The 15353-nt window shown below is 62.0% G+C and carries 14 protein-coding genes; 11 read left to right on the top strand and 3 right to left on the bottom strand.

Annotation, left to right across the window (positions count from 1 at the left end):
• Window positions 1-232: 232 nt before the first annotated feature.
• The 3 genes from ACYASU_RS04845 (at window position 233) to ACYASU_RS04855 (ending at window position 2483) form a co-directional block, all read left to right on the top strand.
• Window positions 233-586 (top strand): hypothetical protein, encoded by a 354-nt coding sequence (locus ACYASU_RS04845; protein ID WP_463582108.1) that lies wholly within the window; start codon window positions 233-235, stop codon window positions 584-586.
• 216 nt (window positions 587-802) lie between these two features.
• A complete protein-coding gene (locus tag ACYASU_RS04850) occupies window positions 803-1285 on the top strand; it encodes a DUF2938 family protein (protein WP_463582109.1) in 483 nt (160 codons plus the stop codon).
• Between the two features lie 136 nt (window positions 1286-1421).
• Window positions 1422-2483 carry an SDR family oxidoreductase gene (locus tag ACYASU_RS04855; protein ID WP_463582110.1) on the top strand — a complete coding sequence of 354 codons (1062 nt, stop codon included), beginning with the start codon at window positions 1422-1424 and terminating at the stop codon, window positions 2481-2483.
• A 90-nt stretch (window positions 2484-2573) separates the two neighbouring features.
• Here ACYASU_RS04855 and ACYASU_RS04860 read toward each other — a convergent pair whose 3' ends face one another.
• Genes ACYASU_RS04860 through ACYASU_RS04870 form a run of 3 tightly spaced genes read right to left on the bottom strand, consistent with a single transcriptional unit; the run spans window position 2574 to window position 5452 of the window.
• Window positions 2574-2783: a hypervirulence associated TUDOR domain-containing protein gene (locus ACYASU_RS04860; protein ID WP_172612667.1), complete on the bottom strand. Its 210-nt coding sequence runs from the start codon at window positions 2781-2783 to the stop codon at window positions 2574-2576.
• Between the two features lie 25 nt (window positions 2784-2808).
• Window positions 2809-4659: a glycoside hydrolase family 15 protein gene (locus ACYASU_RS04865; RefSeq protein WP_463582111.1), complete on the bottom strand. Its 1851-nt coding sequence runs from the start codon at window positions 4657-4659 to the stop codon at window positions 2809-2811.
• Window positions 4652-5452 (bottom strand): glucose 1-dehydrogenase, encoded by an 801-nt coding sequence (locus ACYASU_RS04870; RefSeq protein ID WP_192172409.1) that lies wholly within the window; start codon window positions 5450-5452, stop codon window positions 4652-4654. The genes ACYASU_RS04865 and ACYASU_RS04870 overlap by 8 nt, the downstream gene beginning before the upstream one ends.
• Before the next feature lie 343 nt (window positions 5453-5795).
• Here ACYASU_RS04870 and ACYASU_RS04875 point away from each other — a divergent pair, with 343 nt between their 5' ends.
• From ACYASU_RS04875 to ACYASU_RS04910, 8 genes are all read left to right on the top strand, one after another.
• Window positions 5796-8228: a type VI secretion system Vgr family protein gene (locus ACYASU_RS04875; protein WP_463582112.1), complete on the top strand. Its 2433-nt coding sequence runs from the start codon at window positions 5796-5798 to the stop codon at window positions 8226-8228.
• The gene (locus ACYASU_RS04880; protein ID WP_463582113.1) at window positions 8225-9052 is read left to right on the top strand and encodes a DUF4123 domain-containing protein; all 828 of its coding nucleotides are present in this window, start codon (window positions 8225-8227) and stop codon (window positions 9050-9052) included. The genes ACYASU_RS04875 and ACYASU_RS04880 overlap by 4 nt, the downstream gene beginning before the upstream one ends.
• A 137-nt stretch (window positions 9053-9189) precedes the next feature.
• Window positions 9190-9567 carry a DUF3304 domain-containing protein gene (locus ACYASU_RS04885; RefSeq protein WP_463582114.1) on the top strand — a complete coding sequence of 126 codons (378 nt, stop codon included), beginning with the start codon at window positions 9190-9192 and terminating at the stop codon, window positions 9565-9567.
• Window positions 9568-9642: 75 nt separating this feature from the next.
• Window positions 9643-10143: a DUF3304 domain-containing protein gene (locus ACYASU_RS04890; RefSeq protein ID WP_463582115.1), complete on the top strand. Its 501-nt coding sequence runs from the start codon at window positions 9643-9645 to the stop codon at window positions 10141-10143.
• The gene (locus tag ACYASU_RS04895; RefSeq protein ID WP_463582116.1) at window positions 10130-12031 is read left to right on the top strand and encodes a T6SS phospholipase effector Tle1-like catalytic domain-containing protein; all 1902 of its coding nucleotides are present in this window, start codon (window positions 10130-10132) and stop codon (window positions 12029-12031) included. The genes ACYASU_RS04890 and ACYASU_RS04895 overlap by 14 nt, the downstream gene beginning before the upstream one ends.
• Window positions 12028-12519, top strand: coding sequence for an META domain-containing protein (locus tag ACYASU_RS04900; RefSeq protein ID WP_463582117.1), 492 nt, complete (start codon window positions 12028-12030; stop codon window positions 12517-12519). The genes ACYASU_RS04895 and ACYASU_RS04900 overlap by 4 nt, the downstream gene beginning before the upstream one ends.
• Complete coding sequence (locus tag ACYASU_RS04905; RefSeq protein ID WP_463582118.1) at window positions 12519-14129, top strand: type VI lipase adapter Tla3 domain-containing protein; 1611 nt, start codon at window positions 12519-12521, stop codon at window positions 14127-14129. The genes ACYASU_RS04900 and ACYASU_RS04905 overlap by 1 nt, the downstream gene beginning before the upstream one ends.
• Before the next feature lie 137 nt (window positions 14130-14266).
• On the top strand, window positions 14267-15190 hold the full coding sequence (locus ACYASU_RS04910; protein ID WP_192172408.1) for a LysR family transcriptional regulator: 924 nt from the start codon (window positions 14267-14269) through the stop codon (window positions 15188-15190).
• Window positions 15191-15353 lie beyond the last annotated feature (163 nt).

The following is a 15353-nucleotide window of genomic DNA, read 5'->3' on the forward strand; positions in this document are numbered from 1 at the left end:
CGTGACACGAGGAGGACAAGGCCGTCGCAATCCATTGGACTGCACAAGTGACCTCTCGGATGGCCGAACATCACATCGTCGCAGGCGGTTAACCGATCGCCGGTCGTGCACTGCTGCGCCGATTGAGCACATCCGGGTTTACCCAACCTTTACCGATCCTAGACGTGGGTTTACACGGATCCGGTGTTTCATACGTCCATGGCGAACCCACTCTTTCGCCAAAGGAGACACCATGATTTCCAAGATGACCCAAGCCCTGATCCTGTCCGGTCTGCTCGTTGGCGCCGGCACGGCGTCCGCCAGCGAACGCAACGTGATTGTGCCTGTCATCGCCGGAGCCGCCGTCGGTGCCGTACTGGCCGCGGTGATCAGTCAGTCGAACAACAACCGTCATGATCGCTATCAGGATTACCGTCCGCAACCGCGCTACGCGCCGCTTTATCAGCCGCAGTACCAGCAGGTTGTCTATGTGCCGGTGCGTGAGCGGGTCGAATATCGCCGTTTCGCGCCACCACCGCCCCACGGCTACTACGACGGTGGCTACCGCCGGGGGTTTGACCACGGTCGTGGCAATGACCGCTGGTAAGTGCTTGAGCGACCGTTAATGCAGGACCGGCTTTAGTTGGGAAGGCTTCGGATGTCACACCGCAAATCTCGCGGTGTTCATGCAGGCCTCTTCCCGGCTGAAGCCGGTCCCACTCATGCAACGCATGCATTCAACCCACGCGCTTTCCCTGACAAAACTGCTAACGTGTCCGGCCATCACTCGCCCATCGATCACTGACAGCACGCAGGGACGGACATGTTCGAATTCATCTACCTGGCAATTCTCATCGGCATCGGCGGCACCCCGCTGCTGGATCTCTGGGCTCTGCTGCTCAAGGCGCTGCTGGGTTTGCCGGCCCCGCCCTGGCACCTCGTCGGTCGCTGGTTCGCCGGGATGCCCAAGGGGCAGTTCGTGCACCGCAATGGCATCGGCAATTCTCCTCCCGTTCCCAACGAGCTGGCAATTGGCTGGTTCATGCATTACACCGTCGGCGTGTTGTTCGCCGCGGCGCTGCTGTTTATCTGGGGCGTGCAGTGGGCGCACGCGCCGACCTTTCTGCCAGCGTTGATCGTCGGGCTGGTCACCGTCGGCGCCGGCTGGTTCATCCTGCAGCCCGGCATGGGTGTCGGCGTGGCGTGCAACAAGGCGCCGAAGCCGAACGTGGCGCGGTTGCAGAATGTGGTCGGCCATGTGGTCTTCGCCATCGGCATGTACGGCGCGGCGCTGCTGGTCGGATGAGTTAACGGAGGGCCCCGGCGCGGTGTGTGGTCGCACCCGACCAATTCAGCTGAACCTATGGGCAGCGATGCCGTTCTGAAACCTGAGAGCTACATCGTTATGAAGCTCGTTCAACCCGATCAAACAGGAGATCCCCATGACCCAAACGGCCTTGGTCGTCGGCGCCAGCGGCATCGTCGGCAGCGCAACCACTCAACTGTTGCTCGATAACGGTTGGCAGGTGGCCGCCCTCTCCCGCCGTCCCTCCCAGACGCCTGGCGTGATCCCCGTCGCGGCAGACCTGCAAGACCCCGCATCGGTACAGCAGGCCCTCGCGGACCTCAAGCCGACCCACGTTTTCCTCACGACTTGGTCGCGTCAAGCCACGGAAGCTGAAAACATCCGCGTCAACGCCGCCATGGTGCGTAACGTGCTGGACGCGTTGAGCCCGGCGAAGAGCGTCAAGCACGTCGCGCTGGTCACCGGCCTGAAGCATTACCTCGGCCCGTTCGAAGCCTACGGCAAAGGCACCCTGCCGCAGACGCCGTTCCGTGAGTCCCAAGGGCGGCTGGACATCGAGAATTTCTATTACGCCCAGGAAGATGAAGTGTTTGCCGCCGCCGAACGCGACGGCTTCACCTGGAGCGTGCACCGTCCGCACACCGTTACCGGCGTCGCAGTGGGCAACGCGATGAACATGGCGACTACCCTCGCGGTGTACGCGTCGATCTGCAAAGCCACCGGCCGCCCGTTCGTGTTCCCCGGCTCCCGCATGCAGTGGGACAGCCTCACCGACATGACCGACGCGCGGCAACTGGCCAAACAGCAGCTGTGGGCAGCGACGACCCCTGCGGCGGCGGATCAGGCGTTCAACATCACCAACGGCGACGTGTTCCGCTGGAAGTGGATGTGGGGCCAGATCGCCGAGTACTTCGGTGTGCACCCTGCTGCATTCCCGGAGAAGGTGTCCCCGCTGGAAGAGCAGATGGCCAACGATCAAGGGGCATGGGACGAGCTCGTGCGCGCCCACGGTTTGAAAGAAGCCGACATCAGTCGCCTGATCTCGCCGTGGCACACCGATGCTGACCTCGGTCGCCCCATCGAAGTGGTGACCGACATGTCGAAAAGCCGTGCCCTGGGCTTCAAGGAGTTCCAGGCCAGCGACCAGGCGTTCTTTGACGTGTTCGACACGCTGCGGGCACAGCGACTGATTCCTTAAGCGGCTGAACCCGCCACAAAAAACGCAGCGATGATTTCGGTCATCGCTGCGTTGTTGTATCCGGGCCATCTGTTATCAAAAACGCATGACTCAAGCCTTTTCCAGCGCGTCCTCTTTGTGCATCGCCAGGTGCCCGGTCTTGTCGCTCTTGACCTCGTACTGCGGCGCGTCGGGCGAGGCATGGCGATGGCGGCCCATGAACTCGACCTCCTTGGTGTGCACCTTCGTCACTTTGCCGACGATGTGCCCGGCTTCGGAATTCCAGCGCACGTGATCACCGACCTTGAATGCATGAGCCATCGATTTTCTCCTTTGATCCCGGAAGTCAGGGCTGCCAGAGGGTCTGGCTGCCTTCGAGTTTGCGATCCAGAAAACTCGCCGCACTGATCAGCGCCAGATGGCTGAGGGCTTGCGGCGTGTTGCCCAGGTGGTGGCCGTGGGCGTCGAACTCCTCGGCGTACAGACCCAGCGGGTTGGCATAGCGCAGCAATTGCTCGAACTCCAGATGCGCCTGCTCCACACGCCCGGCGCGGGCCAGGCACTCGACGTACCAGAACGAACAGGCCACGAACGCGCCTTCCTCACCTTCAAGGCCGTCCTGATGGTCATCGTCGTTGCGATAGCGGAAGACCATGCCGTCGCGCACCAGGGTGCGTTCGATGGCGTCCAGGGTCTTTAGCCACTTCGGATCACTGGCGCCGACGAAACGCACCAGTGGCATCAGCAACATCGACGCATCGAGGTTCTTGCTGCCCTTGTGCTGGACGAAATGACCCAGATCGGCGTCCCAGAAATTTTCCCAGATGTCGTCATGAATGGCCTGACGCTCCCGGTCCCAGCGCTCGAACGGCGCCGGCAGCGAACGTTTCAGCGACAGCCGCAGCGCCCGGTCCAGCGCGACCCAGCACATCAGCCGCGAATGCAGGAAATGCTGATCGTCGCCGCGCATTTCCCAGATCCCGACGTCCTTGCTGTTCCACGTTTCGCACAGCTCATTGACCAGCCGCGTGACGTGCTTCCAGCCCTCGTGGGAAATGGCCTCGCCGTATTTGTTGGCCAGGTACACCGCGTCGAGCAGCTCGCCGTAGATGTCCAGCTGCGTCTGCTTGTAGGCCTCGTTGCCGATGCGCACCGGCGACGCGCCGCCGTAGCCGCTGAGGTGATCCAGTTCTTCTTCGGGCAATTCTTCGCGGCCGTCCAGCGCGTAGAGAATGCCGAGCTTGTTGGCGTCTTCGCAGCAGTCGCCCATGCGCTCACGGACCCAATGCATGAAGGCATTGGCTTCTTCGGTGTAACCCAGGCGCATGAAGGCGTAGACGGTGAAGGAGGCATCGCGGATCCACGTGTAGCGGTAGTCCCAATTGCGCTCGCCGCCCTCTTCTTCCGGCAGGCCGAAGGTCGCCGCAGCGACAATGCCGCCGTGCTTGCGCGAGGTGAGCAGCTTGAGCGCCAGGGCCGAGCGATTGACCACTTCACGCCAGCGGCCGCGGTAATTGGAATGCCGGCTCCAGTGCTGCCAGTAATTGACGGTGTTTTTCAAATCGCAGTCGCAGTTGGTGGCTTTGACCAGCGGATCATCGGCGCCGCCGAGCATGAACTCGACCACATCACCCTGCTTCATCTCGAACTCGGCCACTGCGGCGTGACCTTCGAGGGTCAATGCGGTGGTCGCCGCCAAACGCATGGCCGGCTGACCCTCAGCCTCGAAACGGATGTCGTCGCCGTCCATCTGCGCGGTGGTGTCAGCGCGGCTGTAATCGTGGCGCACCCGGCAGAGCATGCGCACCGCCGTTTGGCCGTGACGCACATGAATACGGCGGATAAGGCGCGGCAGGTTGTCGACTTCAGAAGCAATGGGCATCAGGTCAGTGACTTCGACGACGGCGTCCTTGGCGATCCAGCGCGTCATCAGCACGTTGGTTTGCGGCAGATACAGCTGCTGGCGACGGGCATCCGGCAGGATCGGCGCCAACTGGAAAATGCCCGCGTCGGGGGTGTCCAGCAGCGCGGTGAAGATGCTCGGGCTGTCGAAGTCGGGCCAGCAGCAGAAGTCGATGCTGCCGGTGTCGGCGACCAGCGCCGCACTGCGCATGTCGCCAATGATCCCGTGGTTTTCGATAGCGTTCTGCGGTTCTTGCTCGGTCTGCTCATCGGGGTTCGGGGTGTGTTCAGCCATTGTTGCGGAACTCCGGGTAGAGGCTCATGCCGCCGTCGATGAACAGCGTCGTGCCATGCACATAGTCGGACGCATCCGAGGCCAGCCAGACAATGGCGTTGGCCACATCATCCGCCTCGCCCACCCGACCGTAGGGGATCAGCTCCAGGAGTTTCTTCTCGGCGTCGCCGCTGGTGGCCTTGGTGTTGATGGCGGTGCGAATCGCCCCCGGCGCGATGCTGTTGACGCGGATGCGCTGCTCGCCGACCTCTTGGGCAATGCTGCGCATCAACAGATCGACGCCGCCTTTCGACGCGGCGTAGTTGACGTGGCCGGCCCAGGGTATGACCTGATGCACCGAGCTCATGTGGATGATCTTGCCCAGGGCGCGAGACACCTCGGGGCGGATGTCCTGTTTGGCGAACTGCCGCACTGCAGCGCGCGCGCAGAGGAACTGGCCGGTGAGGTTAACGTTGATGACGGTGTTCCAGTCCTCGAGGGTGATGTCGGCGAAGGCGGCATCCTTCTGCAGACCGGAATTGGCGACGAGGATGTCCAGACGGCCGAACGCCTTCAGGGTCTCGGCGAACAGCCTTTCCACGTCCTGCTCGTTGGACACGTCGGCGCCAATGGCGATGGCCTGGCCGCCGGCGTCGATGATTTCTTGCGCGAGCTTCTGCGCGGGTTCGGGCTGCGAATGGTAGTTGACGACCACTGCCGCGCCGGACGCTGCCAGCCCTTTCGCCGCGCCGGCACCCAGTCCGGAACTGGCGCCGGTGACGAGGGCGACCTGGCCTTTCAAGGAAATCTGCATGGAATGTAGAGCCTCATGGTGAGCGTTTTAATGCTGACTCATGGGGTTCTGCTGAAGTTCATCGGGAAAAGCGCATTGCCTGTGCTCATTTGAATGCGCTGGCAGCGGGGGAAGTAACACGCTCTTCAGCGCCTTTAATAAAGAGCGGTTTGTAAGGCATGTCCCCGTAACAAACCCGATCCCCCCTACGCCACGCCCAGAATCGGCCTACATCCCCGCACCGATCGGGATGCTTGACTGCCGCCCGACACCTTTCACCCCGCAACGCCCTGAATGGACGCAATGAACCCGATATCGCCCGGCCACCGACCCATCGATCGGATGCCCGGGCGCAGGAGACCGCATGCTCAACGAACTGCCCGATATCTTTTCACCGCAGAACCGCCGCCTGATCACCTTCAAAACCGTGCTTCACGGCGCGCAGGAATTGCTCCTCGATTCGTTCACGGGCCGAGAAGCGCTGTCGGAGCTGTTTACCTACGAGCTGGAACTGCTCGCCCAGGATGCCCACATTGAGCTGAAGTCGCTGATCGGCACGCCCGCGCAGGTGCAGATCGAGCTCGCGGACGGCGGTGTGCGCTTCATCGACGGCTGTATCAGCCGCTTCAGCATGATCAGCAGTGACGGCGGGCTGTGCCGCTACTCGGCGACGTTGAGCCCGTGGCTATGGCTGCTGAGTCAGCGTCAGGACTCGCGGATCTTTCAGGAGAAGACCGTCGAGGACATTCTCCGCGCTGTGTTCGCCGCTTACGGCTCGGTGGCACGCTTCGAACTTCGCTTGTTCGATGAGCTGAAGCCGCACAGCTATATCACCCAGTATTTCGAAAGCGATCTCGATTTCGTCCTGCGCTTGCTTGAGCACGAAGGGCTGCTGTTCCACTTCGAGCACGACGCCGATGGCCACAGGCTGGTAGTCACCGACCGCTCACGGGAACTGGCCGAATTGCCGGAGCAGCCGCGCATCCGCTACCACCGCGCGTCCGTCACCGAACCCGAAGACGCCATCACCCAGTGGAGCGTCCATCGGCAGCTGCAATCCACCCGTATCAGCCTGCAGACCAACGATTACAAACAGCCCGCCAATGCAATGCCGGTGAGCATGGTCAGCCTCAATCGGCAGGGTGATGTCCCGCCCCTGGAGATCTACGGCCGCACGCAACCCTATTCCCATCGTGATTACGTGGCGGGCGAAACGCTGCTGCGCCGGCGCATCGAAGCCCATGAGGGCAAGGGTAAAGGCTTCACCGGCGCCAGCAATTGCCGCAGTTTGCGCGCGGGCTTCACCTTCGAGCTCACTCAGCATTTCGATCATGACCTGGGCGCTCGGGAGGACCGCTGCTTCCTGTTGCTCAGCGTCGAACACCAGGGCCGCAACAATTACCTGTCAACCCGACCCGCCGAGTACAGCAACACCTTCAGCTGCATTCGCCGCACGATCCCCTTTCGCCCGATGCTGACGGTGCCGCGACCGGTGATTTCCGGGCCTTTGACCGCCGTGGTGGTCGGGCCAAAGAGCGATGAAGTGTTCACCGACGAACTGGGGCGGGTTCGCGTGCGCTTCCATTGGCAGCGGCATGCCGAAACCCGGGACAAGGCCCCGCGCGAGGATGCCGAAGACACGGCCTGGCTGCGCGTCGCGATGCCCAGCGCCGGCACGGGTTTCGGCCATCAGTTCGTGCCGCGCATCGGTCAGGAAGTGCTGGTGCAACACGTTGCCGGTGACGTAGACCGGCCAGTGGTGACCGGCGTGATGTACAACGGCACCCACGCCCAACCCTATTTCAGCGGCGAAGCCGGCCTGCCCGGGAACAAGGCGCTGTCGGGCATCAAGAGTCGTGAGCACAGCGGCCGGGGCTACAACGAACTGCTGTTCGACGACACCTGCGGCGAACTGCGCACGCGGCTGGCCAGCACTCATCAGGCCACTGCACTGAACCTGGGCAAACTGACCACTCCGCGTGTGCGGGGCAGCGCCAGCCCCCGTGGCGACGGCGCGGAATTGCGCACCGACGCCGCCATCGCGCTGCGCGCCGCCCAAGGCATGTTGCTGACGACCTACGCGCGCACCCAAGCCAACGGCGCGCAACTGGATCGGCGCGAGTTGCTCGACTTGCTGACGGAATGCGGGGAACTGTTCAAGGCGCTCGGGCAAACGGCAGGCGCTCAGGGCAGCCAGGCCATGGACGAACAAGGCTTTGAAGGCCTGCAACAATCGCTGCGACAGTGGCCGGAACCGGGCAGCGCCCTGTCCGGCGATCCTGTATTGGCGATTGCCGCTGTCGCCGGGACGGTCAGCGCAACCCCCGCCTCCCACCTGCAGATCGCCGGGGAAAACCACGACACCCTCGCCCGCCGCCATGTGCAGGTCACCAGTGGCCAGGCGACGCGCCTCAATGCCGGGCAAGGCATCGCGCTGTTTGCCGAGGATCAGGGCATCAGCGCCATCGCCAATCGCGGCGCGGTGCGGGTTCAGGCGCAAAACGCCGACATCGCACTGACCGCGCAGCAAAACCTGCAGATCTGCGCGCAGCAGGGCGAAGTGGTGATCAGCGCGCCCAGTCTGCGGTTTGTCGCCGACGACGGCAGCTACATCAAGATCGGCGGCGGCATCGAGATGGGCACACAGGCCAAGGTGTTAACCCATGCCAGCGCCTATCACTGGACGGGCCCCAAAACCGATCGGGTCTCGGTGACGATGCCGCCGCCCGGCGACCCAATTTGCCTGAAGTGCCTGCACAAGGCCGCGCTGAACGGCGCCGCCGAGGTGACCCTGTGAACGCGCTGCCGAAATCCTATACCGCTCTGGTCGAGGCCAAAGCGCTGAGCAGCGTGATCTTGCTCGACGGGGCCATGCAGCAACGGCTCGGCGAACGACTGGCGCGGGACCCTGACGGCGCGGTGTCGCTGTTCGCCGACTATTCCAGGGCGGCCCAAGCCCTCGGGTCCTGGTTGATGACCCCGCAGCGTACCGCAACGCTGGGCATCGACGGCTGCGCGCGCGGGGTCAACTGGCTGGCGAGCGCCCTGCCGATGGACGCGGTGCGCGAGCATTTGCTGCACTGGATGCGCGGCCCGGACCCGACCGCCAGAACCTGGCAACGGCTGGCGGATGGTCGAGCGCTGACCGCATTGATGAGCGTGTGGGGCCACAGCCAGCGCACCGCGTTTTGTCAGCCGTGGCAGGCCTGGTGCTATGGCGACCGCAACGGCATGGGTCGGCTGCTCGCCCTGCCGGACAAGATGGAAATGTTGACGCCAGTGTCGACGGCGCTGGATGCCGCGCAGCAGCAACGCCTGCGCCTGGCGACAGCGGCGGACCGGCTGATCCATGAGCTCAAGACCACGGTTGCTCTGCACACCTCGATCAAGGGCTGTCGCGAAACCCGCCATGCCACGGTGCAGGCTGTGCTGTCCCAAGCGGCCGCTGCGGGGTATGCGGTTGAAAACGACCTTGGCCAGTTTGTGGTGTGGGCGTTGCGCACCGGCGCTACAGCGGCGCAGCGATGTGCGGGATTGGCGGCGGTGGAGTTGCGATTGACCGGCAGTTCACTGGCCGAGGCGCTTGGGGAGGACATGGGGCCAGAGAAGGTGACGCTGTGAAGCGCGTGCCGTTGGGGGTGTTTGGGGGGGTGACGGTGGTGCTGATCGGGGTGGCTCGGTGGGGGTTGATGCCGCCTTCGGAGCCTGTGTCGACGACGCGGTATTTCGGCAGCAGCGTGACGCCGATGGATCACGACATGAGCGATACGTTTGTGCGTCCGGTATTTGTTAATGGGTCGGGAGTTGGTGCGGCAGGAAGAGGCGGCGGCACTTCTTTAGGGGCGCTTAGTCTGCCGGCGCCATGGCATCCGGGTTTGACGGTTCGGGTTAAGTGGAGGCGGTGTGATCGATTTGATCGAAATAACCCGGTGCCCGATTCGGAGGCATGTCGTTGGACCGAGAAGGATGTGCTAGTTCATCCCTATTCCTCAACAGCAGGTGCTTGGTTGCACATATTAGAAAACGATGAAGTTCTTATAATTCCGACGATGCTAGGCCCTAGGCATCAGAACTATCCTGGCCCTAACTATCCCAAGAAAAACTTCCGCAAGAGAAAGGAATCCCCGAATGAATAATTTAGGAAGGCTTACCTCAGCTATCTCAACGCTGAGTACGAGGAAGTGTTGTATCTGGAGTAATAGATATTAGCCATGAAACAACTCAATCTCGGCATATTTTGGGGAGCAACTGCGACATTGATTGCAGTTGTTAACTATACAAAGTACCCGCAACCTGAGCCTGTTGTTAAGAAGCTATATTTCGGGAGCAGTGTAATCCCCATGGACCACGACATGAGCGATACGTTTGTACGGCCAGTATTTCTGAACGGTCGTGGTGTCGGTGCGGCTGGAACCGGTGGGAGCACGGTAGCAGGCGCTCTTAGTCTACCAGCTCCGTGGCACCCGGGACTGAGTGTGCAAGTGAAGTGGAGGCGCTGCCAACCCTACGGGAAAAACTGTCAGTGGAAAGAAAGAGACGTTTTAGTTCATCCATACGATCACGCTGGTGGCAGTCACCTGCATATTATGGAGAACGATGATGTATTGATTATCCCCAGTATGTTAACGCCTCGACATCCTGATTACCCCGGCCCGAGTTATCCAAAAAAGAATTTTCACAAACGAAAGGAATCACAAAATGAGCAACCTTAGCTGGCGGCCCTCCGATGCGCCGAACTCACATTTCATCTTGCCGAAACTCTTTGCTCCTACAGAGCAATTTCCCTGTCGTTTAAAAATGAGTTTTTCGGTTTATTTCGATGGGACACGCAACAGTAAAGACGAGGACAAACCACATAATTCTCATAGCAACATAGCAAGGCTGCACGATCTAGCTGTGAACAATGAACTGGAGTGCGTATATCGACTTTATATTCAGGGCGTTGGAACACGCTTTTCTGAGATAGGTGAATCCGAGCCGCATCCGGATGGCGCTAGAGAAGGAGCAATGGGCGACCACCGTATTCGCTATGCGATGCTGTTTATAGCCAACCGTGTTGCCGATACCGCATACGGACGCTTTTTAGTCGACGAAAATCCCCAGTCCATCACCCACGCCGTCAAAAACGACAACCTGATCCCCCGATGGCGCGACCAGATCACCACGATGCTGATCCCCCGCATCGGTGGCCCGAAAATAGACGAGATCACCCTCGACCTATTCGGCTTTTCACGGGGCGCGACAGCCGCACGCTCGTTCCTTAATCAACTGCTGATGCACTTCGGCAACAACGACAGCACCTTTTGCGGCATCCCGCTGCGCGTGCGTTTCATGGGGCTGTTCGACACCGTGGCCTCGGTGGGTCTTGCCGACGCCTACCCGCTGCCAGTTGACGGCCATCAGTATTGGGGCGATCAGTCGCTGCTGACCATCCCGCCTTGTGTCGAGCAATGCGTGCACATCGTGGCCGCCCATGAAAACCGGGCCTCCTTCCCGGTGGACCTGATTCGCGCCGGTGATACCTACACGCCCAATTGCCTGGAGATCGTTTATCCCGGCATGCATGCCGATGTCGGCGGAGGCTACGGTCTCAGAGATCAGGGCAAAGGCACTCAAAACGCCGACGGCAGTATGCGCCACACTACCGCTGACAAGCTGTCGCAAATTCCGCTCAACGACATGTACCGCCGAGCCCGTAAAGCCGGCGTGCCGATGCTGAGACTGGAGGAGATTACGCGTGAGGAGTTGGTCAACGACCTCGCCATCAGCCCCGAACTCCAGGACAGCTTCGACACCTACATGTCGCAACTCACCGCCCTGCAAGCCGGTGCGCCCGTGACCACCCATTTTCTGGCCCACCGCAAGCTCTACCTGGGCTGGCGCAAGCAGGTCCTCGCCGACGAGCATTTCAGTCAGCTCTCGTTCGTGGGCGCCAGTGGCGATCAGGAGCGGGTAGACATGATCGAGGCCAATCGGCAGTTGCATCAGCGTATCCAGGCGTTCAGCGACGACACCCAGCGGCAAAAATATCTCGAAAAGCTGCAGTACAGCCTGGCGTCGCCCCTGGAAAAAGGCTTTCACCTGGAATGGCGTCATGCCCCTGCCCTGCACCCTGAGGTCGGCCTGTTTCTTGAGCAGTACGTGCATGACTCCCGCGCGCATTTCGTGCTCACCGATCCCCAAACCGACGATGAACGCCGGGTGTTGCATGAGTCTCTGGAACGTCAGGACCACGAGTACCAGCAGGCGCTGACGGCGTGGCGCGCCCAGCAAAAAGCCGATGAGCGCGCCGTACTGAAGGGCGAATCCGTGGTCCCGACCGTGCCCCCACGCGACCCCTTGAGTGGACCGGGCCGCGAGATGTTGCGCCTGCACCGCGCCGGCCACCCGGCCATCTTCAGCGATGCCAACCCCGGCACGAGCGTGGACGGCGCGAACGACAGCCGCGACCTGCTCAACCGCTACTCCGGCCGCCGCGAAGACTGGAGCTACCTGCGCCTGCGACAGGTGTTCGCCGGCGCACGGGTGCACTACGCGCCTTACGCCCTACCGGCTCCAAAGCCAAGGCGATCCATCGTTGACCTCAGGAGAAGCGCATGAACCCTAAAGGACTGTTCTACGGCCTGCCCTTCGTGCTTGCAGCATTGATGGGCGGCTTGGCGGGCTGCGAAAGGCAGCCGCAACCGGCGCCGGATAAATCCAGACCCTTGCAAACCACGGTCTGGAAACTCACCCAACTGGACCTGGGCGGAACGCCGTATGCACTCACCGATATCCCACAGGAGAGCCATGTGGGGTTCGTGATCTTCAAGGCCGAGGACCAGACGCTGATCGGTTTCGCCGGCTGCCAGCAAGTCGACGGCCGCTACCGTGTCGAGGGCGAGCGGCTGTTTGTGGAGGACATCACCCTCACCGGCTCACGCTGTCACAACCCGCGCTTCGATCACGTCGGTGACCGCTTTGCCCAGGCGTTGCGCGGCGTGACCACCTATCGACTGGCCAGTGACGACGCCCGTCTGGAGCTGATGACCGATGGCAGCGTCACCGCCGTGCTGCTGTTCCGCCAGCCAGACAAGGACATGTGGTGATGGATGCTCAAGACACTCCAGATGGACGCCCGGTGGTCAAGACCCGGCGCGTGATCAACCAGCCTGAGTTCCTATGGCCTCGAGGCTATCTTCGTGTGCTGGCGTTGCTGATCGGCCTGTGGCTCGCTTTTCTCTTTGCAGTGGCACGCAGCGTGGCTGCCAACGGATTGCCCGTAGCGGACATGCAGCATTTAGTCTGGAACGGCTGTATCGGGATCGCCTTTGCGCTTGCCTTCCTCTTCTTGGCCCATAGCTTGATCAAGTTCATGCTGTGCGAGCATCGCAGCGAAGCAGAATTCGACGCCCAGCGCCGATGGCTTTACGAGGAAGCGCGACTGACCTGGGCCCTTGAAATTCAGGGCACCGGCTTGGGCATGCATGGCATTACGCTGAAGCAGATCTGGGCCTCGCTGAGCAATGGCGAGCAGACAGTCCCCTTCGCGCCCACGGCATCGCCCCATGACTACACCACCCGGGACTGGCTCTTCCCGCTTCGTCGCGCTGCATTCCGTGGGTCCGCCGCCCATGCGGTAACGTTCTGGCCGATCCCGACCTTTGTGGTCGGCTCACTGCGCCCGGCCGACGAACAGGTCAGCGCTGCATGGATGATCAACGAAGGCCGCAACGCCGCCGTTCTCGGGCAGAGCCAGTTCGTGGCGCAGTTCGCCGAGCGGGGTGACAAAACCCAGGCCATGATCGAGAAGCTTTTTGCGATTATGGAGGAGCATCGCAGGCTGCCGCAGGCCCTGCTGGTCAGCGACGAGGAAGGCGGCTCGGCCGAAACCGACAATTCCCCCACCGCCAACACCGCCGCGCTGTTGCTGAGCAACCGCGTGTCAGGATTGGAGCGGAGCACCGTGGCTACACCCACCGGCGAGGCATTCATGCGTACCGCGCCGGGCAGGCTGTGGACGTTTTTCTGGCAGACCGACAAGGCCTATGCGGCGGAGTATCAGCAGCGTCGAACGGCTGCGGGCGAGCCGGCCGCGATCATCCCGAGGACGATGCCGACCGACTATTGGCACGCGCACCTGCGCGATTTCTTGAAAACCTATGAAGACGACGGCCGTTATTTTGAATCCAGTCTGTGGCTGCCGGTGCGCTGGGGACGGTTCCAGCTGGAGGCGTACAAGGCCGCTCCGGTGCTGGGTTATCTGCATCGGCCGATCAAGGTGGCGACGCGCGCAGCCGCGGGCGCTGCGGCCACGGCGCAAAACCTCCGGATGTTGGAGGACGGCTGGATTCATGCGCTGAATTCGTTGCCCGTGGACGAGCGCCCGGTGAGGATATTCTACGACAGCCGCCAGCATCCCGGATTAAAAATGATGCTCATGCAAGTGCTGGCCGAGTTGAGCCGCACGGGTCAGGGCCTTGATGCTCGGCATTCCGCCGACCTGTATGACCTTGGGCTGCAGATCGGCGATACCGGCGTCGGCAGCACGTTGCTGCTGCTGAATGTCGCCACCGTCGCCAGTTATGAGAGCGGCGGCATCAGCGCGGTCATGTACGCGGGCGAGGATCAAAGCATCACCGTGCAGATGGTACGCCCGCCCGATGCCGACCGTAAAAAGCAAAACCAGCGCAACGCCGACGCGGCCGGGGATGGTTGAAAAGGCGGCGCACTCAGTTGGCGTGACTGGCTTCAGCCAAGAAGGCTGGACGGCGAACGACCGTGCTCCATACACTGCGTCCATCTGTCGCAGACCTCTACAGAAGGGTGACGAATGTCGGGTAACGGGGACGATGTATGAATCGCAATGAGCTGCGCAAGGCCGACATCAACCTGATGGTGGTGTTCGAGACCTTGATGCAAGAGCGTAACGTGACCCGCGCCGCCGAGAAGCTGTTCCTCGGCCAACCCACCATCAGTGCCGCCCTCAACCGCCTGCGTGCGCTGTTCAACGATCCGCTGTTCATTCGCGTCGGTCACCGCATGGAACCCACCGCGCGGGCCAACGAGATCATCAGTCACCTGTCGCCGGCGCTGGACGCGATGTCCGTCGCCCTGAGCCTCACGCGGGAATTCGACCCGGCCAGCAGTGACATGACCTTCCGCATCGGCCTCTCCGACGACGTCGAATACAGCCTGCTGCCGCCGATGCTGCGCGCGATTCGCGAGGAAGCGCCGGGCATCGTGCTGGTGATCAAGCAGGTCAATTTCTGGAACGTCTCGGAGCTGCTCATGTCCGGCGACATCACCGTTGGCGTCTGTCTGACCCGTGAGCTGCCGGCCAACGCCAAGCGGAAACTGCTGCGCAGCGTGCAGCCGATGGTGGTGCGGGCCGATTCGTCGCCTGAGCCGATTACCCTGGATGAATACTGCACCCGGCCCCACGTCGTGGTGTCCCACGTGGCGAACATTTCGAGCTTTGCGGATGAGTGGCTCGCCGCGATCGGCCGCAAGCGCACCGCCGTGCTGTCGGTGCCGCAATACAGCACGTTGCCGGCGTTGATGGAGGGGACGGATCTGCTGTGCAATTTGCCGGATCACCTGACCCGGGCCATGGCCCGAACCGGTCTGCGCGGCGAGCCACTGCCGTTCGTGACGCCGAATCTGGAGCTGTCGATGGTCTGGCTCAGCGTCATGGACACCGACCCCGCCGAACGCTGGCTGCGCAAGCGGCTGGAGGCGTTCATGGGGGATGCCGGCGCTTCGAGCGCCGCGCCGTAATGCTCGACGCTTTCCCATAGTAGGACCGGCTTCAGCCGGGAAGAGGCCGGTTTGGACGCCATCAAATTTGCGGTGTAGCCCCTGATGCGTTCCCGGCTAAAGCCAGTCCTACAGATAATCCGCGATCAAATGTGGGACCGGCTTCAGCCGGGAAAGCGTCGGC

It is taken from the genome of Pseudomonas sp. HP_12 (assembly GCF_055283955.1).